This is a genomic window from Pseudomonas sp. C8002 (assembly GCF_013385765.1).
Lineage (GTDB): Bacteria > Pseudomonadota > Gammaproteobacteria > Pseudomonadales > Pseudomonadaceae > Aquipseudomonas.
In genome coordinates, this window is sequence record NZ_JACAPJ010000013.1 from 1 (window position 1) to 25,189 (window position 25,189).

Here is a 25,189-nt window from a genome sequence, read left to right on the forward strand (position 1 = left end):
CAAAAGTGAGCCGCTGTAAGAGCGGAACCATAAGCGGCCGTTACCTAAATAACGGATATACACACCCACCCGGCTCCGCATCTTTGATAGGTGTATGTCAGGCGTGTACCCGAACCCAAACGCTGACCAAAATCGTAGCCGCCATCAACCACGCCACCGCCGCCACCGCCAGCGAAGCCTCCAGGCGCATCCGGTCAACCATCACATACAACGTCGCCAGGTACACAAAGTACGGAATGATCGACCACATCCCGAACACGATGGTGGTCTTCAAATCCTCCACCGACCGACCCTTGCCGACAATGTAATGCGCAATCAACGCGAACGTCGGAAACAGCGGCACCAACCCTGCAATGTAGTAGTTCTTGGTCTTGGCCAGCGCCGCCAGAATCAACACCACCCCCGCACCCAATGCCGCCTTCAACAATAAATCCACAATGCGCTCCTAGTGGCTCAGCCCGTACTTCTTGACCTTATCGAACAACGTGGTCTTGGCCATCCCCAGTTCCTGGCTGGCCTGGGTCAGGTTGCCGCCGCTGCGTTGCAAGGCATCGTTGAGCAGGTTGCGCTCGAACGCCTCCACCGCTTCGGTAAAGGCCAGCCCATGGTTGCCGCTGCTGGCGCCGCTCTTCTTGAACGCCGGCAAACCGAGGGCAAACCGCTCGGCCACGTTGCGCAGTTCACGCACGTTGCCCGGCCAGTCATGGCTCATCAGGCTGGACAGGGTCTGGTTGTCGAGGTCCGGCGCGGTGCGGTCGAAACGCAGCGACGACTGCTGCAGGAAGTGTTCGAACAACTGCAGGATGTCTTCGCGGCGTTCACGCAGCGGCGGCAGTTCCAGGGTCACCACGTTGAGGCGGTAGTACAGGTCGCTGCGAAACTGGTTGGCGCGGCTCAGGTCGTCGAGGTCGGACTTGGTCGCGGCGATCACCCGGCAATCCACCGCCACGCTCTGGTTCGAGCCCAGGCGTTCCAGGGTGCGTTCCTGCAACACCCGCAGCAGCTTGATCTGCAGGTTCATCGGCATGCTTTCCACTTCGTCGAGGAACAGCGTGCCTTCGTGGGCGTGTTCGATCTTGCCGATGCGGCGCTTGCCGGCACCGGTGAACGCGTTGGCTTCGTGGCCGAAGATTTCGCTTTCGAACAGGTTCTCCGGCAGGCCGCCGCAGTTCAAGGCGACGAACTGGTGGGAGTGGCGCCGGCTGAAATCGTGCAGGCAGCGCGCGACCAATTCCTTGCCGGTGCCGGTCTCGCCCTCGATCAACACGTTGGCCGAGGTGTCGGCGACGTTGGCGATCAATTCCCGCAGGTTCTGCATGGCCGGGGAGCGACCGATGATCCGGCCTTCCAGCGAATCGCGCTCGGCCAGTTGCCGGCGCAGCGACCAGACTTCCCGGGCCAAACCGCGTTGTTCCAGGGCGCGGCGGGCTACGTCCACCAGGCGCTCGGGAGAGAAGGGTTTCTCCATGAAGTCATAGGCGCCGTTGCGCATCGCGCCCACGGCCATGGAGATATCGCCGTGGCCGGTGATCAGCACCACCGGCAGGCTTTTATCCAGGGCCTTGAGCCGGGTCAGCAACTCCAGGCCGTCGATGCCCGGCAGGCGAATATCGCTGATGACGATGCCGGCGAAGTTTTCACCGACGAGGGTCAAGGCTTCTTCGGCACTGCCCACGCCCACGCTGGGAATGTCTTCCAGGGCCAGGGCTTGCTGGCAGCCGAGCAATACATGGGGGTCGTCTTCGACGATCAGGACGGTCAGGTCGGTGGTTTTTTCTGCGTTCATTTCGACTCGACTTGTTGAGGGCTCGCCAGCGGCAAACTCAGGACAAAGGCAGTACCACCGCTGGCCGGATGCTCGACGGCGAGGTTGCCGCCGGTCGCCGCCGCGAGGCTGGCCGACAGCGTCAGGCCGAGGCCCAGGCCTTGTTCGCCGGGTTTGGTGGTAAAGAACGGTTCGAACAAATGCTTGCGGGTCTCGGGATCAATCCCGTGGCCGTTATCGCGCACCCGCAGGCGATATTTGCCGTCGGCGATGTCGCCTTCCAGCCACAGTTCGGGGGCCGGTTGCGCCTGCATCGCGTCCAGGGCGTTGCCCATCAGGTTGACCAGGATCTGCTCCAGGCGTGTCTGGTCGATCTGCAACTGCGCGCTGCTGAAGTGGCGGTGCACCGTCAGCGGCAGGGTCTCCAGGCGACTGCCGAGGATCTGGAGCGTAGCGTCCACCGCCTTGCCCAGATTGGCTTCGCCCTGGTCATCGCCACGCCGGGCAAAGGAGCGCAGGCTGGCGGTGATGCGACCCATGCGGTCGATCAGTTCGTTGATGGTCTTGAGGTTGGCACTGGCGGTGTCCAGCGCCCCACGCTCAAGGAAGCGCACGGTGTTGCCCGACAGGGTACGCAGGGCGGCCAGTGGCTGGTTCAATTCATGGGCGATGCTGGTGGACATCTGGCCGATGGCCGCGAGTTTGCCGGCCTGCACCAGTTCGTCCTGGGCCCGGCGCAAGGTTTCCTCGGCCTGGCGCCGCTCGCGAATCTGGCTCTTGAGCCGCTCGTTGCTGGCCCGCAGGTCGGTGGTGCGTTCGGCAATCCGTCGCTCCAGCTGGTTATTGGCTTCCTGCAGGGCTTCCCGGGCGGCGAGGCGGGTGGCAATCACCTTGCGGCGCTCGTTCCAGGCAATCAGCAGGAATGCCACCAGCGCAAAGGCTACGGCCACCAGTATGCCCTGGTTGATGGCGGCCCGGCGCAGGTCGTTCAGCGGGGTGAGCAGGGTGAAATTCCAGGGGGTGTCGTTCAGCGGGCGGGTCTGGGCCAGGTAGCTGACCTCATGCTCGTCGGCCACCACTTCGCTGTTGGCCGGGAAGGTCAACTTCTCGGTGCCTTCGTTGAGGCGCTCGCGGGCCAGTGGTTCCAGCTCGTTGAGCGTCGCCCAGTAGTATTGCAGGCTGTGGGCAAGGCGGTCCTTGGTGTCATCGCTCAATGGCCGCACGGACTTGAGGCGACGGGCCGGGTCGCTGGAGAGAATGATGATGCCATTCTCGTCACTGACGAAGGCCTCCAGGCGCGCCCGCTGCCAGCGCTCTTCCAGCGCTTCCAGGCGTACCTTGACCACGGCGACGCCGATGATCTTGCCGTGCTCTTCCAGACCATGGGCCAGGTAATAGCCGGGTTCGCCGTTGGTGCTGCCGATGCCGTAGAACCGGCCGGGCTGGCCGCGCACCGCATTCTGGAAATAGGCACGGAAGGACAGGTCTTCACCCTGGTAACTGTCGGCATCGCGCCAGTTACTGGTCGCCAGCACACGGCCGGTGGTGTCCATCACGTAGATCGCCCGGCTGCGACTGCGCCGGTTCAGGCCTTCGAGGTAGTCGTTGACGGTTTTGCGGGTTTCTTGATTCGGGTCGGCCAACAGCCTGGAGACGCTGGATTCCAGCTCCAGGAGACTGGGCAGGTAGGTGTATTTGCTGAGTTCGCTCTCGACGGTGCGGGCGTGCAATTCCAGTTGGCGTTCGCCGGTATCGCTGAGGGTGCGGATCCCATAGAACTCGCTGATCCAGAAGCCGACGTAACCCAGTCCGATCATCAGGGCGATGATCAGCGGCGGCAGGAACAATTGGCGAATCAGACGAGGCTTCACGGCAAGTGATGGCGGCGCGGCGCGAAAGAGGTTGGGGTCGCATTTCATCACAGATGCCTTGGGTCAACCAGAGCTGCCAGCTTGCGCGGTCACGTGTGGGAGCAGACTTGTGTGGGAGCTGGCTTGCCTGCGATTGCATCACCTCGGTGTAACTGACACATCGAGGCGCCTGCATCGCGGGCAAGCCCGGCTCCCACACAAGCCAGCTCCCACACAAGCCCGGTTTTCACTGGGGAGCAGTGGTGCTTTTAGTGCTGCAGGATTTTCTCGAGGAAGTGCTGCGCACGCTCGGAGCGGGCGCTGATGTCGCCGAAGAATTCCTCTTTCGGGCAGTCTTCGATGATCTTGCCGGCGTCCATGAAGATCACCCGGTCGGCTACCTTGCGGGCGAAACCCATTTCGTGGGTCACGCACATCATGGTCATGCCTTCCTGGGCCAACTGCACCATCACGTCGAGCACTTCGTTGACCATTTCCGGGTCGAGGGCCGAGGTCGGTTCGTCGAACAGCATGACGATCGGGTCCATCGCCAGCGCACGGGCAATCGCCACACGCTGTTGCTGGCCGCCGGAAAGCTGGCCCGGGTGCTTGTGGGCGTGAGCCGACAGGCCGACGCGCTCCAGCAGTTGCAGGCCCTTCTTGGTGGCTTCTTCCTTGCTGCGGCCCAACACCTTGATCTGCGCGATGGTCAGGTTTTCGGTGATGGTCAGGTGCGGAAACAGCTCGAAGTGCTGGAACACCATGCCAACGCGCGAGCGCAGTTTCGGCAGGTTGGTCTTCGGGTCGGCAATGGAGGTGCCATCGACCACCACGTCGCCTTTCTGGAACGGTTCCAGGGCGTTGACGCACTTGATCAGGGTCGATTTGCCCGAGCCGGACGGCCCGCACACCACGATCACTTCGCCTTTTTTAACCTCGGTGCTGCAATCGGTCAGCACCTGGAAGTCGCCATACCACTTGTTGATATTCTTGATAGAGATCATACGGCAAACCTTTTTTGCAGACGCTTGACCAGCAGCGAGGCGGAAAAGCTGATGATGAAGTAGACGACACCGGCGAAGATCAGGAACTCATTGGAGCGGCCGATGATGTCGCCGTTGGAGCGGGCGGAGTTGAGGAAATCCACCAGGCCCACGGTGTAGACCAGCGAGGTGTCCTGGAACAGGATGATCGACTGTTGCAGCAGCAACGGGGTCATCTTGCGGAACGCCTGGGGCAGGATGATCAGGCGCATGGTCTGGCCGTAGGTCATGCCCATCGCTTGCGCCGCGGCCATCTGGCCCTTGGGGATCGACTGCACGCCGGCCCGCACGATTTCGCAGAAGTAAGCCGCCTCGAACATCATGAAGGCCACGACGCAGGAGGTGAACGCACCGATCGGGGTGTCTTCGCCGGTGATCCAGCGCAGCACGAACGGCACCGCCAGGTAGAACCAGGTGATCACCAGCAGCAGCGGGATCGAGCGGAAGTAGTTCACGTAGGCGCCGGCCAGGCGCGACAGCAGTTTGCTGGACGACAGGCGCATCAGCGCGAGGATCGTACCCAGGATGATGCCGCCGACCACGCCCATGACCATCAACTGCAAGGTCATGACCATGCCGTTCCACAGGCCCGGGATGGCGGGGATGATGCCGCTGAAATCGAAGTCCATTATTTACCCCCCACGGAGATCAGGCCGGGCACGGCGACTTTCTTCTCGACCACGCGCATCAGCAGCATCAGGCTCATGTTCAGGGTGAAATAGATCAGCGTGGCCAGGGTGAAGGCCTCGAACAGGTTGGCCGAGAACTCGGCGGTCTGTTTGGTTTGCGCCAGCAGTTCCATCAAGCCGATCAGGGACGCCACGGAGGAGTTCTTGAAGACGTTGAGGAATTCCGAGGTAAGCGGCGGAATGATGATCCGGTAGGCCTGGGGCAGCAGCACGTTCCAGTAGATCTGCGGCAGCTTGAAGCCCATGGCGCGTGCGGCGGATTCCTGGCCCCGTGGCAGCGCCTGGATGCCGGTACGCACTTGTTCGCACACCCGGGCAGCGGTGAACAGGCCCAGGCACACGACAACGCTCAGGTAGGCCGAGGTGGTCGGGTTGAGGTCTTGTTTGTACCAGTCCTGCAGGTTCTGCGGCAGCAGGTCGGGTATCAGGAAATACCAGATGAACAGCTGAACCAGCAGCGGTACGTTGCGAAACAGTTCCACGTAGCAGGTCGCGATGCCCGATACGATGCGGTTTGGCACGGTGCGCATGACGCCCAGAATGGACCCCAGCAGCAAGGCGATGATCCATGCCACGACGGCGATGGCAATGGTCCAGCCCAAGCCGGCGATGTACCAGTCGAGATAAGTCTCGCTGCCCACGCCGGTGGACTTGAAGAACACGCCCCAGTCCCAGTTGTAATTCATTAGGGTCTCCCCTCGAGATCGATCGATGTACAAGCACCCGCTTGGGGAAGATCCTTTCCCGCCCGACGGTGAACGCCAGGCACACGCGATCGGCTCGAAAACCGCCAGGTCGAGTGTTCCAAAATTAAAGCCAGCAGGTAGCAACAGACGCCTGAGGGAGGGTTGGCTCCCTCAGGACATAAGCTTAGTCAGGTATCAGATTTTTACGTCAGGCGCTGGCTTGTCGCTTGGGTTGGCGATCAGATCCTTGACCTTGTCGCTCATCGGGAAGTTGAGGTTCAGGCCTTTTGGTGGGATCGGGCTCTCGAACCACTTGCTGTAGATCTTGTTGATCTCGCCGGACTTGTACAGGCCGACGATCGCATCATCCACGGCCTTCTTGAAGGCTGGGTCGTCTTTGCGAACCATGCAGGCGTAGGCTTCGAAGGACTGTGGAGTACCGGTGATGACCCAGTCGTCCGGCTTCTTGGCCTTGGCTTCTTCACCGGCCAGCAGCGCGTCGTCCATCATGAAGGCAACGGCGCGGCCGCTTTCCAGCATCTGGAAGGATTCGCCGTGGTCCTTGGCGGAGATGACGTTCATGCCCATCTGCTTGTCGGCGTTCATCGCCTTGATGATGCGCTCGGACGTGGTGCCGGCCGTGGTCACGACGTTCTTGCCTTTCAGGTCGGCGAAATCGCTGTAGGACGGCTTGCCTTCCTTGTCTTTCTTGACCAGCAGGCGGGTGCCGATTTCGAAGATATTGACGGTGAAGTCAACCTGCTGGGCGCGCTCGGCGTTGTTGGTGGTGGAGCCGCACTCGATATCCGCGGTGCCGTTCTGGATCAGCGGGATACGGGTTTGCGAGGTGACCAGGTTGTACTTGGTCTTCAGGTCGGGTTTGTTCAGGTCTTTTTTCAGGGCTTCAACGATAGCCAGCTGAATGTCGTGGGAGTAGCCCACGGGTTTGCCCGAACCATCCGCGATATAGGAAAACGGAATGGAGCTGTCGCGGTGAGCGAGAGTGATCGTGCCGGAGTCGTTGATTTTCTTCAGTGTGCCGGTGAGTTCGGCGGCGAAAACTGGAGTGCTGATCAGAGCAGCAGCGATAGCTGCGCCCAGGATATGGGGAACGATGCGCATCAATACTTCCTCGACATTTGTTTTTTTTATGAGACCGGTTGGGACGGCCACGTTTTTATATAAACAGTACTGCGAAAGCCTGTGACGGCTCCTGAGGCGCCTCAGGCAATCGCCTACGAGTGTAGAGCATGAGTCGTGCCAGACCAGAAATAAAAGGTTAACCATATGATTTATATAGAGATTAACTTTGTGTTACGGGTTTTTTCTCCTGTTTGGGTCCGGCAAACCGAATAGGTTGAGCTATGGCGTTCGGAAAACCGAATGGTGGCGTGGGCCTGTATCGCCCATGAAAAAGCCCCGGGAGTGTGGCTCCCGGAGCTTTTGGGTGTGGCTCTGTCAGAACGTATAGTCGGCCGACACCACTGCCGCGCGGCCATCGCCGGGCACTGCCCAACCGTTGTTGCGGATACGGGTGAGGTACTCCTTGTCGAACAGGTTGTTGATGTTCAGCTGCAGGTTCAACTGTTTGTTGACCTTGTAACCGAGCATCGCACGCTGCACCGCATAGCCGGGCGAAGTCGGCGAGTTGGCGGCGCTGACCAGATACTGCTTGGTTTGCGCCGTGATGCCGTAGCCCACCTGGAAGTCGTAGGGCAGGTCGTACACCGTCCAGATGCTGGCTGCATGTTTGGGGGTGAAGGTCAGCGGCTCGCCTTTCTGCACGTCGATGCCGGTGGTCGCCAGGGTGTAATCGCTGGCGCTGCGCAGCACACGAGTGTTCAGGTAGGTGTAGTTGGCGAAGACTTTCCAGCGGTCAGTAAGTTGGCCGCTCAGGCCCAGCGCCACACCGTCTGCACGTGCCTTGCCGTCGAGGGTCTGGGTGCCGCTCAGGTTGCTCGGGTCATTGTCGGCGACTTTATAGTTGGTGCGGTCATTGCGGAAGATCGCGCCCGTCAGCGACAGGGCGTTGTCGAGCAGGTCCCATTTGGTGCCGATCTCATAGCTGACGGCGGTTTCCGGGGAAACATCGCAGTTGTTGGTGGCGATGCTTGAGCTTTTGGCCGGGGTGTAGCAACCCCCATTGACGCTGGCCTGGGACGGCGTCTTGCTGTTGCCGTAGGCGATATAGAAGCTGCCGTTTTCCACCGGTTTGTAGACCAGCGCCAGGCGGTAGGAGGTCAGGTCATCCGCCTGGCCGTAGCGAGTGCCGGGCGTTTCCACGCCAGTGCTGGAATAGGCATTGGTCACCGAGCTGCCGGCGTTGTGCTCGTAACGCAGGCCGCCGTTGATTTCCCACTGTGGGTTGAGCTTGAGCGTGTCGAAGGCATAGACGGCGCGGTTGTTCAGCGCGCCGTCAATGTGGGCGGCCCGGGTGAAGTTGACGGGGCCGGACCATTCGGAGTTCGGATCGCTGTAGCTGACCGGTGGTGGGACGATGGTGCTGCCGTTGGCGTTGGTCAGCCATTTACCGGTATCCGCCTCGTATTCCTCGCGGCTGATGGCGATGCCGGTCACCAGCGTGTGGTCGATGAACCCGGTGCTGAAGTGGCTGGTGACGTCGGTCTGGTTGGTGAACATCTTGTTCTGGGTGTTGCGCTCGTTACCCAGTGAGCCGCCGCTTGGCTGGAAGTAGCCTGGCTGCAGGCCTGCGGCGCAAGGGGCGCCGGTGATCTGGGTGCCGCTGGCCAGGCAGCCGGTCAATGCACCTTCGGGGCCGGAAGCGCGCAGGTCCTGGCGCACCCGCTCGACGCGGGTGAAGTTGCGCACGGACACGGCGTCGTTGAAGTCGTGTTCGAGCTTCAGGCTGAACGAGTCCGAGGTGATTTGCTGGTCATTGATGTTGTGGTAGCCGTAGTAGTCACTCCAACCCACGCCCGGCATGGGCTTGCCGTTGTAGATCGGGATACCGTATTGCGGTGTGTTGTCGTCTTTCTGGTGCTCATAACTGACGGTGACACGTGTCGGCGTGCCCAGGCCAAAGGCGATGGAGGGCGCGATGCCCCAGCGTTCGTAATCTTCATAATCGCGGCCAGGCACGTCGTTACCATGGGCCATCAGGTTCAGGCGGAACGCGGTGGTGTCGTTCAGCGTCTGGTTGGTGTCCAGGGTGGTGCGCTTGTAGTTATCGGTGCCGATGCCCGCACTGATGGTGGTTTTGTCGCGTAATTCCGGCTGTTTGCTCACCAGGTTGATGGTGCCACCGACCGCGCCGGAGCCGGAATACACCGAACTTGCGCCGCTGACGACTTCGACCTGCTCCAGGTTGAACGGGTCGGTTCGGCTGTACTGCGCGCTGTCACGCACGCCGTCTACGTAGATGTCGCCGCTGGCGGAGAAGCCGCGCAGGTTGATGCTGTCGCCATACCCGCTGCCGCCTTCGCCGGCCCCGAAGGTGATCCCCGGCACGGTGCTGAGCACGTCGCGCAGGGTCAGCAGGTTCTGGTCATGAATGACTTCCTTGGGCACCACCGTGATGGTCTGCGGCGTGTCGCGCAGGGCCTCGGTGTACTTGGGGGAAGAAGGCGCCACAGGGTTGTAGACGCTCTGGCTCGGGGCCTGGCCTTCGATGCTGGTCGCGCCGAGTTGGATGACCCCTGTGTTGTCTTCTGGTGCGGGCTCCGCCGCGTAACTGAATCCTCCTTGCGCAGCCACTGCCAGGCCCACTGCCGACGCGAGCAAATGCCGCGATGAGAGGGGGGCAGAACTGATGCCGGTAGCCATTGAGTAATCTCTTGTTAGTGTTAGTGAGATGCGATCGTAATTGATAAGCGATCTCAAATGTAATACTTTGTAACCAAATAAATCATGAAACTTTTTGCGGTCCTTGATCGCTACTCGGGGCAGGAATGCAGAGCGCACAGCCAGGCAGCGAGCCCTCGGATATCGGTGATAACCCGCGTGCCTATGTGCGCTGGGTGATGCATGCGGCACAGCTGGGAGATGCCGACGCACAGGCGACCCTGGCCCAGCTGCTGCTCGACGGTCGTGGCGTGCAGAAGGATGAGGCGCTGGGGTTGAGCTGGTTTCGCATCGCTGCGCGGCAGCGTCACCCCATGGCAATCAACATGATCGGGCGCTGCCTGGAGAATGGCTGGGGCTGCGAGGTCGACTTGGAAGACAGTGCGCGGCATTACCGCAAGGCTGCCGATCTGGGGCTGGATTGGGGTTTGTATAACTACGGCCAGTTGCTGACGCGTGGCCGTGGTGTGGAGCGTGACCTTGTCGCGGCATATGAACTGTTCCGCCAGGCTGCGGCCAAGGGGCACGCCAAGTCGATGAACCTGTTGGGTCGGTTCCACCATGAAGGCGTGGTAGTGCCCAAGGATGTTCAACTGGCGCGCCAGTGGTATCAGCGCTCAGCCGAGGCCGGGGATTTCCGCGGGCAATACAACCATGCTGCGGAGCTGGCTCACGACGGCGACGAAGTGCAGGCCTGCCTATGGTTGGAGCGGGCCCTCGCGACGGCCACACCGGGCTTTTTGCAGGCGGCTTATCCCGTGTTGCTGGGCTCTGCCTTCAGCGGGATTCGTGAAATGGGCCTGCGCTATCAGCGTCATCTGCAGGCATGAAAAAGCCCCTGGACCTTTCGGTGCAGGGGCTTTTTTACGTCGAGCTGATCAGGCCGCTTCGATCTTGCCGCGGTTGTGCTCAACCTTGGACAGGTAACGCTGCACGTTCTCCTGCTCCTGCGGCGTGGTGAACAGGCCCAGCTTGCTGCGGCGCCACAGGATGTCCTGGGGCTGAGTGGCCCATTCTTCAGCGCACAGGTAATCGACTTCGCGGGTGTACAGGCCGCCACCGAGGTGGTCACCCATGTCCGCCAGCGATTGCACGCCTTCCAGCAGGCGCCAGGTGCGGCTGCCGTAAGTGGTGGACCAGCGACGGGCAATCTCGCTCGGCACCCAGTCGTATTTGCTACGGATTGCATCGGCCAGGGCTTCTGGCGTGCTCATGTTTTCGCCGCCGGGCAGGGTGGCTGTAGCCGTCCAGCTTGGGCGCATCTGCGTGAAGTAAGGCGCCAGTTGTGCCATCGCCGATTCGGCCAGCTTGCGGTAGGTGGTCAGCTTGCCGCCGAACACCGACAGCAACGGCGCCTCGCCCGAGGTGCCGGACAGCGCCAGGGTGTAGTCGCGGGTCACGGCCGACGGGTTGTCGGACTCGTCGTTGCACAGCGGGCGCACGCCGGAATAGGTGTGCACGATGTCATCGCGGCTCAGTTGTTTCTTGAAGTGCGCGTTGACCACATTGAGCATGTAGTCGGTTTCACCTTCGGTAATCGCCACTTTCGCCGGGTCGCCGGTGTATTCGCGGTCGGTGGTGCCGATGATGGTCAGGTGATTCAGGTACGGAATGGTGAAGACGATACGCTGGTCTTCGTTCTGCAGGATGTGCGCGTGGGCGCCTTCATACAGCTTCGGTACGATCAGGTGGCTGCCCTGGATCAGACGGATGCCGTAGGGCGAATCCAGCTTCAAGTCATCCTTGATGAACTTGGCCACCCACGGGCCGGCAGCGTTCACCAGCGCTCGGGCGCGGATCGAGAACAGGCTGCCGTCGGCACGTTCCATGTTCATTTCCCACAGGCCTTTGCTGCGGTGTGCGCTGACGCAACGGGTCTGGGTGTGGATGTGCGCACCCTTTTCCCGCGCAGCCATGGCGTTGAGTACTACAAGGCGGGCGTCGTCGACCCAACAATCGGAGTATTCGAAGCCTTTGGTGATTTCGCTTTTCAGCGGGCTGTCGGGGCCGAACTTGAGGCTCTTGGAGCCTTCGAGTTTTTCCCGCTTGCCCAGATGGTCATACAGGAACAGGCCGGCGCGAATCATCCATGCCGGACGCAGGTGCGGGCGGTGGGGCAATACAAAGCGCATCTGCTTGACGATGTGCGGGGCCTTGGCCAACAGCACCTCACGTTCAGCCAGGGCTTCGCGCACCAGGCGGAATTCGTAATGCTCCAGGTAACGCAGGCCACCGTGGATCAGCTTGCTGCTCGCGGAGGAAGTGTGGCTGGCCAGGTCGTCCTTTTCGCAAAGGAATACCGACAAACCGCGACCGGCTGCGTCTGCTGCAATCCCGACGCCATTGATCCCGCCACCGATAACGGCGACGTCATAGACTTCGGCAAGCGGTGGGGCAGGCAAGGTAGAAGGGTTCATCGGCTGGCCTCGCAATCTTTTTCGTATTGGAATTCGAACATAAATGTTCATTTGCGAAAATGGTAGCTTATAAACGCAGGTACAGCCAGCCCGCTTCGATTGAAAATACTGATCGAAGGGCGAAGAAAGGAAAATTTGTGAACATCAGGGGGCAGGACTCCCCCTGTATAGGCTTACACCACTTCCAGTCGAATCTTGTGCTGATTCAACAGTTGCACCAGTGCCGGGACCGGCTGCTGATCGGTGACTAAACAATCGATCAAGCTGATCGGTCCCAGGCGAATCATGGCGTTGCGCCCGAATTTGCTGGAGTCCGCCGCCAGGATCACCTTGCGCGCATTGGCAATGATCGCCTGGGAAACCCGTACTTCCTGATAATCGAAGTCCAGAAGGCTGCCGTCTTCATCGATACCGCTGATGCCCACCAAGGCGAAATCGACCTTGAACTGGTTGATGAAGTCAACGCTGGCCTGGCCTACCACACCGCCATCCCGGCGCACGTTGCCGCCGGTCAGGAGTACGTCGAAGTCGTCTTTGGCACTCAGCATCATGGCGACGTTGAGGTTATTGGTGATGATTTTCAGGTGGCTGTGGTTAAGCAGCGCACGCGCGATCGATTCGGTGGTGGTACCGATGTTGATAAACAGCGAGGCGTGATCGGGGATTTGCGCGGCGATGGCTTCGCCGATGCGCTGTTTTTCGTCGCGCATCTGGTCGGCACGCATGGCGTACGCGGTGTTTTCAACGCTGGAATCATAGGCTGCGCCGCCATGGTAGCGGCGCAACAGATTGGCTTCCGCCAGTTGATTGATATCGCGGCGGATGGTTTGCGGGGTGACAACGAAGAGCTGCGCCATTTCCTCGATACTCACATAGCCGCGTTCGCGAACCAGTTCGAGGATTTGTTGCTGGCGGGGAGGCAGATTCATGGTGCGTCCTTTGGGCTGCCGTAAAAAGTGGCCCATGATGACGCAGGAATCTGCTCCCTGCCAGTTACAACCCTATGCGCGTCCGGCGCTTGGCTTATTCAGCGCCTTCGTGGGGTTCCCAGTCGCGGGTGCGGCTGACTGCTTTCTGCCAGCCGGCGTAGAGTTTTTCCTTCGCTGCTTCTTCCAGCTGCGGTTCGAATTGACGCTCGATTACCGCCTTGCCACGCAGTTCGTCCAGGCTGCCCCAGAAACCGCACGCCAGGCCGGCCAGGTAGGCGGCGCCCAACGCGGTGGTTTCGCGCATTTGTGGGCGTTCAACCTGGGTACCGAGGATGTCGGCCTGGAACTGCATCAGGAAGTTGTTGGCGACCGCGCCACCGTCTACCCGCAGGGATTTGAGGCGTTCGCCGGAATCCTGCTGCATGGCATCGAGTACGTCACGGGTCTGGTAGGCAATCGACTCCAGGGCTGCACGAATGATGTGATCCACGCGTACGCCACGGGTCAGTCCGAACAGCGCACCACGGGCATACGGGTCCCAGTACGGAGCGCCCAGGCCGGTGAAGGCTGGCACCAGGTACACGCCGTTGCTGTCCTTGACCTTGCCGGCGAAGTATTCGGTGTCGGTGGCATCGGCGATGATCTTCAGCTCGTCACGCAGCCATTGCACGGTGGAACCGCCGTTGAACACGGCGCCTTCCAGGGCGTAGGCCACTTCACCACGCGGGCCGCAGGCGATGGTGGTGAGCATGCCGTGCTTGGATTTCACCGCCTTGTCGCCGGTGTTCATCAGCAGGAAGCAGCCGGTGCCGTAGGTGTTTTTCGCCTGGCCCGGTTCTACGCACATTTGGCCAAACAGCGCCGCCTGCTGGTCACCGGCGATACCGCCGATGGCGATACCGCTTTTGGTGCGACCGTAGATTTCCGAGGAAGACTTCACTTCCGGCAGCATTTCGCGCGGCACGTCGAGAATCTCCAGCATCTTCGAATCCCATTCCAGCGTGTGGATGTTGAAGAGCATGGTGCGCGAGGCGTTGGTGTAGTCGGTGACGTGGGTCTTGCCGCCGGTAAATTTCCAGATCAGCCAGCTGTCGATGGTGCCGAACAGCAGCTCGCCGTTACGCGCACGTTCGCGACTGCCTTCGACGTTGTCGAGGATCCACTTGAGCTTGGTGCCGGAGAAGTACGGGTCGGTGACCAGGCCGGTGGTGTCGTTGATGTATTGCTCGTGACCGTCGCGCTTGAGCTGCTGGCAGATCTCGGTGCTGCGGCGGCATTGCCAGACGATCGCGTTGTAGATCGGACGGCCGGTGATTTTGTCCCAGACCACGGTGGTTTCACGCTGGTTGGTGATACCGATGGCCGCGACCTGGTCATGGTGCAGGCCGGCTTGTGCCAGGGCCTCGACCATCACCGCGCTCTGGGTGGCGAAAATCTCCATCGGGTCATGTTCGACCCAGCCGGCTTGCGGGTAATGCTGGGTGAATTCACGCTGGGCGGTGCAGACCACGTTGGCGTCACGATCGAAGATGATCGCCCGGGAACTGGTGGTGCCCTGATCGAGGGCAATGATGTAGTTCTTATTCTGAATGTCGGTCATGTCGATTGCCTTGGACGGAGAATAGGGAAGTCAGTAAACAGCCTGGGCCGCAAAAGGGCAGTACGGTCCAGGCTATCGCATCAGGAAGTACGGGTTTTGGCGGTGGCAGCCGCTTCGGTTGCATCAGTTGTAGCAGGTGCGGCGCTGGGCAGGTGACGGGCAATCAGCCCGCGATAGGCGGCAGCACCGAGGCAGGCGCCGACAATCGGCGCAAAGATCGGAATCAGGAAGTAAGGAATGTCGCGCCCGCCAGTGAAAGCCATTTCACCCCAACCGGCGAAAAAGGTCATCAGCTTGGGGCCGAAGTCACGGGCCGGGTTCATCGCAAAGCCGGTCAGCGGGCCCATGGCACTGCCGATCACGGCAATCAGCAAACCAATCAGCAGCGGCGCCAACGGGCCGCGGGGCAGGCCGTTGTTGTCATCGGTCAGGGCCATGATCACGCCCATCAGGATCGCGGTGATGACCATTTCCACCAGGAACGCCTGGGCCGTGCCCAGCAGCGGATGCGGGTAGGTGGAGAACACCGACGCCAGTTCCAGGCTGGCCTGGGTGCCGCGAATCATGTGGTGGGTTTGTTCGTAATCGAAAAACAGGTTGCTGTAGAGCGTGTAAACCAACGCGGCCGAACAGAAGGCCCCGGCGACCTGGGCGATGATGTAGAACGGCAGTTTGCGCTTGTCGAAATCGGCAAAGATGCACAGCGCGATACTGACCGCCGGATTCAGGTGAGCCCCGGAAATACCGGCGCTCAGGTAGATCGCCATGCTGACGCCGATCCCCCAGATGATACTGATTTCCCACAACCCAAAGCTGGCACCCGCGACCTTGAGCGCAGCAACACATCCGGTACCGAAGAAGATCAGCAACGCAGTGCCCAGGAATTCGGCCATGCATTGACTTGAAAGTGAAGGCTGTTGAAGAGCAGTTGTCATGGAAAACCTCTGTTTTTGTTGTTGTCTGGCGTTTTGCCGCAACGGGCAATCGGCGATTTTCACCGTGGCGAGGATCCCCATCCTGTTCGCGGCTTACTGCTGTGAATCCGTAGGTGCATTCCTACAGTATTCGTAAACGAAAAAATATAGACAAGAATGACGGCTGTCAAAGGTCGAAAGTGAACGATCGGTCATTTTGTAATTATTGGTGTGATGAATGATCGTGCCGTGGGCGCGGGAAGCGGCAGGGAAGGTGCGCGTGAGGGCGTGGCAGAGGGCTTCGGACTAGAGCCTTTTGCTTGTTGTTGGCCTAGAATTGGCTGTCTGTTTTTTCACCTTTTTGCCAAGCCTGGAGCCCACATGACGCCCGCATTGGACCTGTTGAAAAAAGTTCGCGCCGAACATCGAATTCACAGTTACGAACATGACCCAAAGGCAGCGTCCTATGGTCTGGAGGCCGCGGAAAAATTGGGCCTGGACCCGGCGCAGGTGTTCAAGACCCTGCTGGCCAGCAGTGAAAAAGCCGAGCTGCTGGTGGCGGTTGTGCCGGTCGTCGGAAGTTTGGATTTAAAGGCGTTGGCGCAGGCGGCGGGGGTAAAAAAGGTCGAGATGGCAGACCCGGCAGCGGCGCAACGGGCCACCGGTTACTTACTAGGCGGCATCAGCCCGCTGGGGCAGAAGAAACGCCTGCGCACCTTCATCGATGTGACGGCGCAGTCGTTTCCGACAATTTTTATCAGTGCGGGGAGAAGGGGGCTTGAGGTGGAGTTGGCAGCGACAGTGCTGGCCGAACACACCCAGGCCAAGTTCGCGGAAATTGGCCGGGCGTGATGCGTTGACGTCAGGAGGCGGTGCTGTAGCGGCGAACGCCTGACTCAACCTGAGGGATTTGTGCTGCGGTGCTGCCTGAGGCCTGGAACAACACCAGGTGCTCGGCTGCCACGCGAATGCCCACGTCGGCACCGACCAAGTGATCGGCGTGGCTGGGGAAGATCGACTCCAGCTGAGCGCCTGTCGGCAGCTGCAAGCGATACAGGGTCGACGCGCCGAGGAACGTCTTGCCGACAATCCGCGCCTTCAAGGCGCTGTCCGGTGCATAAACGATGTCGTCCGGGCGCAGCAACACATCCACCGCGCCGCCGGTTGGCCAGGTGTAGGCACGATTGCCGCGCAACTCCCCCAGTTCGGTGGTAACCGATTCCGGCGTGTTCAACTGCCCGCGAATGAAGTAACCCTGGCCAATGAAGCTGGCGACAAAGGGTGTCAGCGGTTCGTGATAGAGGTTGTAGGGCGTATCCCACTGCTCCAGGCGACCCTCCTTGAACACGCCGACATGGTCACTCACTGCGAAGGCTTCTTCCTGGTCGTGGGTCACCAGAATCGCACTGGTGCCCCGCGCCTTGAGGATATCGCGTACTTCGTGGCTGAGTTTGCGCCGCAGTTCGCCGTCGAGGTTGGAGAAGGGTTCGTCCAGCAGCAACAATTGCGGTTCCGGCGCCAGGGCGCGAGCCAGGGCGACGCGTTGCTGCTGGCCGCCCGAGAGTTCGTGGGGGAAGCGCTTGCCGAGGTTTTTCAGGTTCACCAGTTCCAGCAATTCAGCGACCACACGCTCTTTTTGCGGGTGCTTGCGAATGCCGAAGGCGATGTTGTCAGCCACGCTGAGGTGTGGAAACAGCGCGTAGTCCTGGAACACCATGCCGATCCGACGTTTCTCCGGGGCCAGTGTGAAACCGGCGCTGGAAATGACTTCGCCTGCCAGGCTGATCTCGCCTTCATGCACCGGCTCAAACCCGGCAATCGCTCGCAGGGTGGTGGTCTTGCCGCAGCCCGAGGAGCCCAGCAGGCAACCGATGTCGCCGGCGTTGAGGTGCAGGTTGAGGTTCTGCACCACCCGTTGGTCTTGATAGCCGCATGCCAGATTGCGCAGGTTCAGCAGTAATGGCTGGCTCATGCAGGACGGTACGCCGGCGCAACCAGAAACTCGAGCAGGGCTTTTTGTGCGTGCAGGCGGTTTTCCGCCTGGGCCCAGGCTACTGAACGTTGATCGTCCAGCAGATCGAGACTGATTTCTTCGCCACGGTGGGCGGGCAGGCAGTGCATGAACAGCACGTCCGGCGCGGCCAGGTCGAGCAGGGCGCGGGTGACCTGGAACGGGGCGAACAGCTTGAGGCGCTTGGCGGTTTCCTCTTCCTGGCCCATGGAGGTCCACACGTCGGTACTCACCAGGTGCGCGCCGATGACCGCCTCACGCGGGTCGCGGACGATGGTCACGCGGTCGCCGGCCTCGGCCAGGAAACGTGCATCCGGCTCGTAGCCTTCAGGGCAGGCAACGCGCAATTTGAAGTCGAACTGGATCGCCGCTTCTATATAGCTGTTGCACATGTTGTTGCCGTCGCCGATCCAGGCCACGGTCTTGCCCTGGATCGAGCCGCGCTGTTCGAGGAAGGTTTGCATGTCGGCCAGCAACTGGCAGGGGTGCAGGTCATCGGACAGGCCGTTGATCACGGGCACTCGGGAGTTGGCGGCAAATTCGGTCAGGGTGCTGTGGGCGAAGGTACGGATCATCACCGCATCCAGCATGCTCGACATCACGATCGCGCAATCGCTGATCGGCTCGCCACGGCCCAGTTGGGTATCGCGAGGTGACAGGAAGATAGCCTGGCCGCCGAGCTGAATCATGCCGGCTTCGAAAGACACGCGGGTGCGGGTGGACGACTTCTCGAAAATCATCCCGAGCACGCGGTTTTTCAAAGGCTCGAACAGTACGCCGCGGTTACGCAGGTCTTTAAGCTCAATGCCTCGACGGAGCACGCTGACCAGCTCTTCGGGCGTGCAATCCATCAGGGAGAGAAAGTGCCTTGCGCTCATCATTAACTACCTTTTTGCAACAGACCGCAGATACTCAAAGCCTGGTTTATTTTGAAAACGGGCGAGACCTGCGGCGAAAGCCGCACGGGGCGACGAAATAGGGGAAGGCGCGATCTTATAATTAAATGTCGCGTCTTACCAATAGGGCTACAGTTTTTAGGGGAGTTCAAGGACGCGGGGAGGGCGCTTTTGAAGCCTGTTTCCTGACAGCAGCGGGTCATTTGTACACTGGCGCTGCGCCACATTGCAATGCGTGAGGGCGGGCTGAGGCCGGGCTGCGTCGGTTTCAGCGGGCTGGCGAAGGCTTCTGAAACATTTGCTGATGTTTCCTCATGGCCTGGCCTGATGCCCCTGGATTCACACGACGAACGTTGCTGGCGCTGCTGCCCCCGGCGGGCCATAGTTTTCGTCCGAAGTGCCTAGCCCACAATAAAAGAGACTGGCCATGACCAAGACTCTCCACCACCGTGCCTGCCATCTGTGCGAAGCCATCTGCGGCCTCACACTGGAGACCACCCAGGGCGAAGACGCAAGCCTGGCGATCACCTCGATCAAGGGCGACCCCCTGGATACGTTCAGCCGTGGCCATATCTGCCCCAAGGCCGTGGCCCTGCAAGACATCCAGAATGACCCGGACCGCCTGCACCAGCCCATGTTGCGGGTGGGCAGCGAATGGCAGCCGATCCCGTGGGAAGACGCCTTTGTACTTGTAGCCGAGCGCCTGGCCGCGATTCAGACGCGTCACGGGCAGAATGCTGTGGCGGTGTACCAGGGCAATCCGAGCGTGCACAACTATGGCCTGATGACCCACAGCAACTACTTCCTTGGCCAGCTGAAGACCCGCAATCGTTTTTCCGCCACCTCGGTGGACCAGTTACCCCACCACCTCACCAGCCACCTGATGTACGGCCACGGCCTGTTGCTGCCGATCCCGGACATCGACCATACCGATTTCATGCTGATCCTCGGCGGCAACCCGTTGGCGTCCAACGGCAGCATCATGACCGTGCCGGATGTGGAGAAACGCCTGAAGGCCATCCAGGCTCGCGGCGGCAAAGTCGTGGTGGTTGATCCGCGCCGCAGCGAGACGGCGGCGATGGCCGACCAGCATCTGTTCGTGCGCCCGGGCGGTGATGCGGCGTTGTTGTTCGGATTGCTCAATACACTGTTTGCCGAGAACCTGACCCGTGACAGTCACCTGCCGGTGGACGGCCTGGATGACGTGCGCCACGCCGTGGCCGGATTCACCGCCGAGGCCATGAGCCGTCAATGTGCGGTACCCGCCGAGCAGATCCGCCAGTTGGCCCGGGACTTTGCGGCGGCTGAAAGGGCTGTGTGTTATGGCCGCATGGGCGTTTCGACCCAGGCGTTCGGCACGCTGTGCCATTGGCTGGTGCAGTTGATCAACCTGGTGACCGGTAATCTGGATCGAGTCGGCGGGGCCTTGTGCACTACGCCGGCCGTCGACCTGGTGGCCTCGACTTCCGGCGGGCATTTCAATCGCTGGCAAAGCCGGGTTTCCGGGCGACCCGAGTACGGGGGCGAGCTGCCGGTATCGGCACTGGCTGAAGAAATGCTCACTGAGGGTGAAGGGCAAATCCGCGCCCTGGTGACGGTGGCGGGCAATCCGGTGTTGTCCACGCCCAACGGCCGGCAACTGGAGCAGGCGCTGGATGGCCTGGAGTTCATGGTCAGCATCGACCTGTATATCAACGAGACCACGCGTTATGCCGACCTGATCCTGCCGTCCACCTCGGCCCTGGAAAACGATCACTACGACACCACCTTCAATATGTTCGCGGTGCGTAACGTCACCCGTTTCAATCGCGCCATCCTGCCGAAACCCGAGGGTGCGTTGCATGACTGGGAAATCTTCGTCGGCCTGGCCCGGGCGTTTGCCGAGAAGACGGGTAATACACTCAAACCGACGATGCCGCCTGCGCAGATGATCGACTTCGGGCTGCGGGCCGGGCCTTATGGTGACAGGTTGTCCATTGCCGCTCTGGCCGATCACCCTCATGGCCTGGACCTCGGGCCGCTGAAACCCAACCTCGCAGGCCGCCTGAAAACCGCCAATGGCCATCTGCAGGCCGCACCATCGGTAATCCTTGCCGACCTGGCGCGCTTTGCCGCGCAGCCGGTGCCCGAGGTGAATGAGTTGCTGCTGATCGGCCGCCGGCATGTGCGCAGCAACAACTCCTGGATGCATAACTACCACCGGCTGGTGAAGGGCAAGCCTCGCCATCAACTGCTGATGCATCCGGATGACCTTGCCCATCGCCAGTTGACTGACGGGCAGCGGGTACGGGTCAGCTCGCGGATCGGCATGATCGAGGTGGAAGTGTTGGCCAGTCTCGACATGATGCCCGGCGTGGTCAGCCTGCCTCACGGTTGGGGCCACGGCCGCCCTGGCGTGCAGATGACCATCGCCAGCGGGCAGCCGGGGGCGAGCGCGAATGACCTGACGGATGAGCGGCAACTGGATGAGCTGTCGGGCAACGCAGCGTTGAACGGCGTGCCGGTGCAGGTGGCGGCGGCGTAAGGATTGTCTGTCGGGGAGTCCGAGCGTCACGCTGGGGTTTGCGTTACAATGCGCCACCGTGCCGACCCATGAGTCGGAAAGTTCCAGCCGAGGTGTTCCATGGATATCATCGAAACGATCAAAGAGCAGATTGCCAACAACACTATTCTGCTTTACATGAAGGGCGCCCCTAACGCTCCCCAGTGTGGCTTCTCCGCAAAGGCTTCCCAGGCAATCATGCAATGTGGCGAGAAGTTCGCCTACGTGGATATCCTGCAGAACCCGGAAATCCGCGCCAACCTGCCGAAGTACGCCAACTGGCCAACCTTCCCGCAGCTGTGGGTTGCCGGTGAGCTGGTCGGCGGTAGCGACATCATCACCGAAATGGCGGCTGATGGTTCGTTGCAGGCACTGATCAAAGACGCAGCGGCCAAAGCAGCTGCGAAGACCGAAGCCTGATTTGTTTTAGGCCGCGGCAATAAAAAGCCCCGCTTCTCGAAAGAGAGCGGGGCTTTTTAGTGGCCGGGAATTGAAGGGTTATTCACCCATCTGCGATTGCAGGTAATTCTCGATAGTCACTTTGTCGATCAGGCCGATTTGGGTTTCCAGCCAGTCGATGTGTTCTTCCTGGTCTTCAAGGATATCTTCCAGCAGTTCACGGCTGCCGAAGTCGCCCTTGGATTCGCAATGGGCAATGGCGGCCTTCAGGTCGGTGTGGCTCTTGCGCTCGAAGTTCAGGTCGCAGTTGATCATTTCCTGGGTGTGCTCGCCGATGTTCAGCTTGCCCAGGTCCTGCACGTTCGGCAGGCCTTCCAGGAACAGGATGCGTTTGATCAGCGCGTCAGCGTCCTTCATGGCCTTGATGGATTCTTTGTATTCACGCTTGCCCAGCTTTTCCAGGCCCCAATCGTCATACATGCGCGCATGCAGGAAGTACTGATTGATCGCGACCAGTTCATTGGCAAGGATTTTGTTGAGTTGCTGGATGACTGTGATGTCGCCTTTCATGATTGGGGTCCTGCCCTGTATTAGCTGTATATAAGGCGGAGTTTGAGCTGCGCATTTACTACTGTCAAACCTAAGTTATTGAATAATAAATGAAAATTAATCGGAATAAGAATGTTTGTGTTCCGCGTCTTGGCGCTAACTGTTTGAATTACGGACATAAAAAAACCGGACACTCAGTCCGGTTCTTTAAAACATGCCTGTTAAGCGTGTGTAAATTCTGCTGAGTAGGGGATCGCAGCCTGGGCAGTTTGCAGCTGCGTCAGGGTTTCCCGTACCACTTGCTTGGCGAGGCAGGCGCATTTGCCGCATTGGCTGGCAACGCCGGTGGTTTCACGTACTTCCTTGTAGCTGCAGCAACCTTCGTAGATTGCTTCGCGGATTTGTCCGTCGGTGACGCCAGTGCAAAGGCAGACATACATAAGGGAGAACCATCGCGGTTTAAGGCTTAAGTGCGACGGATCTTAATGTTAACGAGAATGATTGTCAAAGTAGTTTCTCAAGCCTTGGTGTTTGCACGCGGCGTCACTGACGAACGGCTTTTTTCCGGTATGATGGTCGGTCTTCACGAAGCGTGATCACGTCACAGGCCTGTCGTTTAGCTGCGGCACACTGGGACGGATCCTTTTACTTCAGTCACCACCATCAGGAGATACCCAATGAGCGTACTCGTCGGCAAACAAGCCCCGGATTTCGACGTACCCGCCGTCCTCGGCAATGGCGAAATCGTAGACAGCTTCAAACTGTCTGAAGCCATCAAAGGCAAATACGGCCTGGTGTTCTTCTACCCGCTGGACTTCACCTTCGTCTGCCCATCGGAGCTGATCGCCCTGGATCACCGCATGGACGATTTCAAGGCGCGTAATGTTGAAGTGGTTGCCGTTTCCATCGACTCCCATTTCACCCACAACGCCTGGCGCAACACCGCCATCAATGATGGCGGCATCGGCAAAGTCAAATACACCATGGCTGCCGACATGAAGCACGACATCGCCAAGGCCTACGACGTTGAGTCCGAAGGCGGCGTGGCATTCCGTGGCGCGTTCCTGATCGACGACAAGGGCGTTGTACGCTCGCAGATCATCAACGACCTGCCGCTGGGCCGTAACATGGAAGAGCTGATCCGTCTGGTCGACGCCCTGCAATTCCACGAAGAGCACGGCGAAGTCTGCCCTGCCAACTGGAAAAAAGGCGACAAGGGCATGAACGCTTCGCCAGAAGGCGTTGCGGCTTACCTGACCGAGAACGCTGGCAAGCTGTAAGCCACGTTCGAAGCAAAAAAAACCGGCCTGAGAAGGCCGGTTTTTTTATGTGCGGGATTTGGCTTCAGTCGCCGAAGTCTTCCCAGCCGCCCATCTGTTTCCAACGGTTGACGATGCCGCAGAACAGCTCGGCGGTCTTCTCGGTGTCGTAGCGGGCCGAGTGGGCCTCACGACCGTCGAAGTCGATACCGGCAGCCTGGCAGGCCTTCGCCAGCACGGTCTGGCCATAGGCCAAACCGGCCAGGGTCGCAGTATCGAAGCTGGAGAACGGGTGAAACGGGTTGCGTTTCATGTCCAGGCGCGCCACGGCGGCGTTGAGGAAGCCCAGGTCGAAGCTGCTGTTGTGGCCCACCAGGATCGCGCGTTTGCAGCCATTGGCCTTCAGGGCCTTGCGTACGCCACGGAAGATGTCGGTCAGCGCCGCTTCTTCACTGACGGCCATGCGCAGTGGGTGATCAAGCTTGATCCCGGTGAACTCCAGGGCCGCCGCTTCGATGTTGGCACCTTCGAACGGCTCGACGCGGAAGAAGTGGGTGTGTTCCGGGAACACGAAACCCTGTTCATCCATGCCGATGGTCGTGGCGGCGATTTCCAGCAGCGCGTCAGTGGCGCAATTGAAGCCGCCGGTTTCTACGTCGATGACAACCGGCAGGTAGCCACGGAAACGCTCGGCCATCGGGTGACGGGAACCGCCACCACCGCCGCCGTGTTCCTGGTCGTCGTCGTAATGGTCTTCACTCACGGGTGTTCCTCCAGCAGGCGCCAGCGCAGTGTTTCACCGGCGCGCAGCGGGATAACGGTCAGCTCGCCAAACGGCAGGCTGGTGGGGGCGGTCCAGTCTTCACGGACCAGGGTAATGCGGTCGGTATTCGCCGGCAGGCCATAGAAACGCGGGCCGTTGAGGCTGGCGAACCCTTCAAGCTTGTCCAGGGCGTTGCGTTGTTCGAACGCTTCGGCATACAACTCGATCGCCGCATAGGCGGTATAGCAACCGGCACAACCACACGCGGCTTCCTTGGCGTGTTGGGCGTGAGGTGCAGAGTCGGTACCGAGGAAAAATTTCTCGCTGCCACTGGTGGCGGCATCGAGCAGCGCTACCTGGTGCGTGTTGCGCTTGAGAATCGGCAGGCAATAGAAGTGCGGCCGAATCCCGCCCACCAGCATGTGGTTGCGGTTGTACAGCAGGTGATGCGCGGTGATGGTCGCGCCGACGTTGGCCGAAGCCTCGGTGACGAACTGCACGGCATCGGCGGTGGTGATGTGCTCGAACACCACCTTGAGGGTCGGGAACAGCTCGACAACTCGGCGCATGTGCTCGTCGATGAAGATCTTTTCACGATCGAACACATCGACATCGCCACGGGTGACTTCACCGTGGATCAGCAACGGCATGCCCACTTCGGCCATGGCTTCGATGGCCGGCAGGATCTTGTCGATACTGGTGACGCCGGAATCGGAGTTGGTGGTCGCGCCGGCCGGGTACAGCTTGGCGGCGTGCACGAAACCACTGGCCTTGGCCTGGCGGATTTCTTCGGGCTGGGTGCGGTCGGTCAGGTACAGCACCATCAACGGTTCGAAGCGGCTGCCGGCCGGTCGTGCAGCGAGAATGCGCTGGCGATAGGCGTCGGCTTCCGCGGCGTTACGCACCGGAGGTACCAGGTTAGGCATGATGATGGCGCGGCCAAACGTGCGCGCTACATCGGCCACGGTTTGGGGCAACGCAGCACCATCGCGAAGATGAATATGCCAGTCGTCGGGACGCAGCAGGGTCAGGCGGTCGGACATTGGGGATTCCAGGCGGGTCAATCTGGTGGGAAT

23 protein-coding genes are annotated in these 25,189 nt (G+C 60.4%); 5 read left to right on the forward strand and 18 right to left on the reverse strand.

Annotated features, from left to right (window positions below; genetic code table 11):
- Positions 1 to 97: 97 nt before the first annotated feature.
- The 8 genes from HX814_RS20495 to HX814_RS20530 form a co-directional block, all read right to left on the reverse strand.
- The gene (locus HX814_RS20495; RefSeq protein WP_172834602.1) at positions 98 to 427 is read right to left on the reverse strand and encodes a GlpM family protein; all 330 of its coding nucleotides are present in this window, start codon (positions 425 to 427) and stop codon (positions 98 to 100) included.
- Between the two features lie 18 nt (positions 428 to 445).
- A complete protein-coding gene (locus HX814_RS20500; RefSeq protein WP_003208736.1) occupies positions 446 to 1,786 on the reverse strand; it encodes a sigma-54 dependent transcriptional regulator in 1,341 nt (446 codons plus the stop codon).
- Positions 1,783 to 3,684: a sensor histidine kinase gene (locus HX814_RS20505; RefSeq protein ID WP_177009859.1), complete on the reverse strand. Its 1,902-nt coding sequence runs from the start codon at positions 3,682 to 3,684 to the stop codon at positions 1,783 to 1,785. Before HX814_RS20505 ends, HX814_RS20500 begins: the two co-directional genes overlap by 4 nt.
- A gap of 200 nt (positions 3,685 to 3,884) precedes the next feature.
- Positions 3,885 to 4,619, reverse strand: a complete 735-nt coding sequence (locus tag HX814_RS20510; RefSeq protein WP_003208734.1) for an amino acid ABC transporter ATP-binding protein — start codon at positions 4,617 to 4,619, stop codon at positions 3,885 to 3,887.
- A complete protein-coding gene (locus HX814_RS20515; RefSeq protein WP_003208733.1) occupies positions 4,616 to 5,287 on the reverse strand; it encodes an amino acid ABC transporter permease in 672 nt (223 codons plus the stop codon). The genes HX814_RS20510 and HX814_RS20515 overlap by 4 nt, the downstream gene beginning before the upstream one ends.
- Complete coding sequence (locus HX814_RS20520; RefSeq protein WP_003208731.1) at positions 5,287 to 6,033, reverse strand: amino acid ABC transporter permease; 747 nt, start codon at positions 6,031 to 6,033, stop codon at positions 5,287 to 5,289. Before HX814_RS20520 ends, HX814_RS20515 begins: the two co-directional genes overlap by 1 nt.
- A 195-nt stretch (positions 6,034 to 6,228) precedes the next feature.
- The gene (locus tag HX814_RS20525; RefSeq protein ID WP_008433481.1) at positions 6,229 to 7,155 is read right to left on the reverse strand and encodes a glutamate/aspartate ABC transporter substrate-binding protein; all 927 of its coding nucleotides are present in this window, start codon (positions 7,153 to 7,155) and stop codon (positions 6,229 to 6,231) included.
- 336 nt (positions 7,156 to 7,491) lie between these two features.
- Positions 7,492 to 9,816, reverse strand: coding sequence for a TonB-dependent siderophore receptor (locus HX814_RS20530; RefSeq protein WP_177009858.1), 2,325 nt, complete (start codon positions 9,814 to 9,816; stop codon positions 7,492 to 7,494).
- Positions 9,817 to 9,941: 125 nt separating this feature from the next.
- Between HX814_RS20530 and HX814_RS20535 the strand changes: the two genes are divergently transcribed.
- Complete coding sequence (locus tag HX814_RS20535; RefSeq protein ID WP_003208726.1) at positions 9,942 to 10,664, forward strand: tetratricopeptide repeat protein; 723 nt, start codon at positions 9,942 to 9,944, stop codon at positions 10,662 to 10,664.
- A 48-nt stretch (positions 10,665 to 10,712) separates the two neighbouring features.
- Here the strand turns inward: HX814_RS20535 and glpD are convergent, their stop codons facing one another.
- The 4 genes from glpD to HX814_RS20555 form a co-directional block, all read right to left on the reverse strand.
- Positions 10,713 to 12,251 (reverse strand): glycerol-3-phosphate dehydrogenase, encoded by a 1,539-nt coding sequence (gene glpD, locus HX814_RS20540; RefSeq protein ID WP_008433488.1) that lies wholly within the window; start codon positions 12,249 to 12,251, stop codon positions 10,713 to 10,715.
- Positions 12,252 to 12,424: 173 nt separating this feature from the next.
- Positions 12,425 to 13,180 carry a DeoR/GlpR family transcriptional regulator gene (locus tag HX814_RS20545; protein ID WP_003208723.1) on the reverse strand — a complete coding sequence of 252 codons (756 nt, stop codon included), beginning with the start codon at positions 13,178 to 13,180 and terminating at the stop codon, positions 12,425 to 12,427.
- Between the two features lie 94 nt (positions 13,181 to 13,274).
- On the reverse strand, positions 13,275 to 14,780 hold the full coding sequence (gene glpK, locus HX814_RS20550; RefSeq protein WP_063027424.1) for a glycerol kinase GlpK: 1,506 nt from the start codon (positions 14,778 to 14,780) through the stop codon (positions 13,275 to 13,277).
- A gap of 80 nt (positions 14,781 to 14,860) precedes the next feature.
- Positions 14,861 to 15,715, reverse strand: a complete 855-nt coding sequence (locus tag HX814_RS20555; protein ID WP_008433490.1) for an MIP/aquaporin family protein — start codon at positions 15,713 to 15,715, stop codon at positions 14,861 to 14,863.
- Between the two features lie 360 nt (positions 15,716 to 16,075).
- On the opposite strand from HX814_RS20555, the gene ybaK reads away from it, so the two are divergent.
- On the forward strand, positions 16,076 to 16,546 hold the full coding sequence (ybaK, locus tag HX814_RS20560; protein ID WP_003208718.1) for a Cys-tRNA(Pro) deacylase: 471 nt from the start codon (positions 16,076 to 16,078) through the stop codon (positions 16,544 to 16,546).
- Between the two features lie 10 nt (positions 16,547 to 16,556).
- Here the strand turns inward: ybaK and HX814_RS20565 are convergent, their stop codons facing one another.
- Complete coding sequence (locus HX814_RS20565; protein ID WP_008433494.1) at positions 16,557 to 17,666, reverse strand: ABC transporter ATP-binding protein; 1,110 nt, start codon at positions 17,664 to 17,666, stop codon at positions 16,557 to 16,559.
- Positions 17,663 to 18,583, reverse strand: coding sequence for an ornithine carbamoyltransferase (gene argF, locus HX814_RS20570; RefSeq protein WP_134327267.1), 921 nt, complete (start codon positions 18,581 to 18,583; stop codon positions 17,663 to 17,665). The genes HX814_RS20565 and argF overlap by 4 nt, the downstream gene beginning before the upstream one ends.
- 445 nt (positions 18,584 to 19,028) lie before the next feature.
- On the opposite strand from argF, the gene HX814_RS20575 reads away from it, so the two are divergent.
- Both HX814_RS20575 and grxD read left to right on the forward strand, forming a co-directional pair.
- On the forward strand, positions 19,029 to 21,125 hold the full coding sequence (locus tag HX814_RS20575; RefSeq protein ID WP_177009857.1) for a molybdopterin oxidoreductase family protein: 2,097 nt from the start codon (positions 19,029 to 19,031) through the stop codon (positions 21,123 to 21,125).
- Between the two features lie 99 nt (positions 21,126 to 21,224).
- Entirely contained in the window at positions 21,225 to 21,563 is a 339-nt protein-coding gene (gene grxD, locus HX814_RS20580) for a Grx4 family monothiol glutaredoxin (RefSeq protein ID WP_003208710.1), read from the forward strand.
- A gap of 78 nt (positions 21,564 to 21,641) precedes the next feature.
- On the opposite strand, the gene bfr is transcribed toward grxD, so the two are convergent.
- Together bfr and HX814_RS20590 are read right to left on the reverse strand one after the other, a co-directional pair.
- Positions 21,642 to 22,112: a bacterioferritin gene (gene bfr / locus HX814_RS20585; RefSeq protein WP_008433502.1), complete on the reverse strand. Its 471-nt coding sequence runs from the start codon at positions 22,110 to 22,112 to the stop codon at positions 21,642 to 21,644.
- Between the two features lie 200 nt (positions 22,113 to 22,312).
- Entirely contained in the window at positions 22,313 to 22,531 is a 219-nt protein-coding gene (locus HX814_RS20590) for a bacterioferritin-associated ferredoxin (RefSeq protein WP_003208706.1), read from the reverse strand.
- 237 nt (positions 22,532 to 22,768) lie between these two features.
- On the opposite strand from HX814_RS20590, the gene HX814_RS20595 reads away from it, so the two are divergent.
- Entirely contained in the window at positions 22,769 to 23,371 is a 603-nt protein-coding gene (locus HX814_RS20595) for a peroxiredoxin (protein ID WP_003172097.1), read from the forward strand.
- A 64-nt stretch (positions 23,372 to 23,435) separates the two neighbouring features.
- Here the strand turns inward: HX814_RS20595 and rnt are convergent, their stop codons facing one another.
- Positions 23,436 to 24,113 carry a ribonuclease T gene (rnt, locus tag HX814_RS20600; protein WP_003208704.1) on the reverse strand — a complete coding sequence of 226 codons (678 nt, stop codon included), beginning with the start codon at positions 24,111 to 24,113 and terminating at the stop codon, positions 23,436 to 23,438.
- Positions 24,110 to 25,156, reverse strand: coding sequence for a dihydroorotase (gene pyrC / locus HX814_RS20605; protein ID WP_003208703.1), 1,047 nt, complete (start codon positions 25,154 to 25,156; stop codon positions 24,110 to 24,112). The genes rnt and pyrC overlap by 4 nt, the downstream gene beginning before the upstream one ends.
- Positions 25,157 to 25,189: the final 33 nt, after the last annotated feature.

What these genes read in the sequence shown, in the direction of transcription:
- HX814_RS20530 (WP_177009858.1), bottom strand. Translation starts at nt 9,816, where the DNA reads ATGGCTACCGGCATCAGTTCTGCCCCCCTCTCATCGCGGCATTTGCTC.
- HX814_RS20575 (WP_177009857.1), top strand. Translation starts at nt 19,029, where the DNA reads ATGACCAAGACTCTCCACCACCGTGCCTGCCATCTGTGCGAAGCCATC.
- HX814_RS20510 (WP_003208734.1), bottom strand. Translation starts at nt 4,619, where the DNA reads ATGATCTCTATCAAGAATATCAACAAGTGGTATGGCGACTTCCAGGTG.
- bfr (WP_008433502.1), bottom strand. Translation starts at nt 22,112, where the DNA reads ATGAAAGGCGACATCACAGTCATCCAGCAACTCAACAAAATCCTTGCC.
- argF (WP_134327267.1), bottom strand. Translation starts at nt 18,583, where the DNA reads ATGAGCGCAAGGCACTTTCTCTCCCTGATGGATTGCACGCCCGAAGAG.
- glpK (WP_063027424.1), bottom strand. Translation starts at nt 14,780, where the DNA reads ATGACCGACATTCAGAATAAGAACTACATCATTGCCCTCGATCAGGGC.
- HX814_RS20505 (WP_177009859.1), bottom strand. Translation starts at nt 3,684, where the DNA reads ATGAAATGCGACCCCAACCTCTTTCGCGCCGCGCCGCCATCACTTGCC.
- glpD (WP_008433488.1), bottom strand. Translation starts at nt 12,251, where the DNA reads ATGAACCCTTCTACCTTGCCTGCCCCACCGCTTGCCGAAGTCTATGAC.
- HX814_RS20520 (WP_003208731.1), bottom strand. Translation starts at nt 6,033, where the DNA reads ATGAATTACAACTGGGACTGGGGCGTGTTCTTCAAGTCCACCGGCGTG.
- HX814_RS20555 (WP_008433490.1), bottom strand. Translation starts at nt 15,715, where the DNA reads ATGACAACTGCTCTTCAACAGCCTTCACTTTCAAGTCAATGCATGGCC.
- HX814_RS20525 (WP_008433481.1), bottom strand. Translation starts at nt 7,155, where the DNA reads ATGCGCATCGTTCCCCATATCCTGGGCGCAGCTATCGCTGCTGCTCTG.
- ybaK (WP_003208718.1), top strand. Translation starts at nt 16,076, where the DNA reads ATGACGCCCGCATTGGACCTGTTGAAAAAAGTTCGCGCCGAACATCGA.
- HX814_RS20500 (WP_003208736.1), bottom strand. Translation starts at nt 1,786, where the DNA reads ATGAACGCAGAAAAAACCACCGACCTGACCGTCCTGATCGTCGAAGAC.
- HX814_RS20565 (WP_008433494.1), bottom strand. Translation starts at nt 17,666, where the DNA reads ATGAGCCAGCCATTACTGCTGAACCTGCGCAATCTGGCATGCGGCTAT.
- grxD (WP_003208710.1), top strand. Translation starts at nt 21,225, where the DNA reads ATGGATATCATCGAAACGATCAAAGAGCAGATTGCCAACAACACTATT.
- HX814_RS20535 (WP_003208726.1), top strand. Translation starts at nt 9,942, where the DNA reads ATGCAGAGCGCACAGCCAGGCAGCGAGCCCTCGGATATCGGTGATAAC.
- HX814_RS20595 (WP_003172097.1), top strand. Translation starts at nt 22,769, where the DNA reads ATGAGCGTACTCGTCGGCAAACAAGCCCCGGATTTCGACGTACCCGCC.
- HX814_RS20515 (WP_003208733.1), bottom strand. Translation starts at nt 5,287, where the DNA reads ATGGACTTCGATTTCAGCGGCATCATCCCCGCCATCCCGGGCCTGTGG.
- HX814_RS20590 (WP_003208706.1), bottom strand. Translation starts at nt 22,531, where the DNA reads ATGTATGTCTGCCTTTGCACTGGCGTCACCGACGGACAAATCCGCGAA.
- HX814_RS20545 (WP_003208723.1), bottom strand. Translation starts at nt 13,180, where the DNA reads ATGAATCTGCCTCCCCGCCAGCAACAAATCCTCGAACTGGTTCGCGAA.
- pyrC (WP_003208703.1), bottom strand. Translation starts at nt 25,156, where the DNA reads ATGTCCGACCGCCTGACCCTGCTGCGTCCCGACGACTGGCATATTCAT.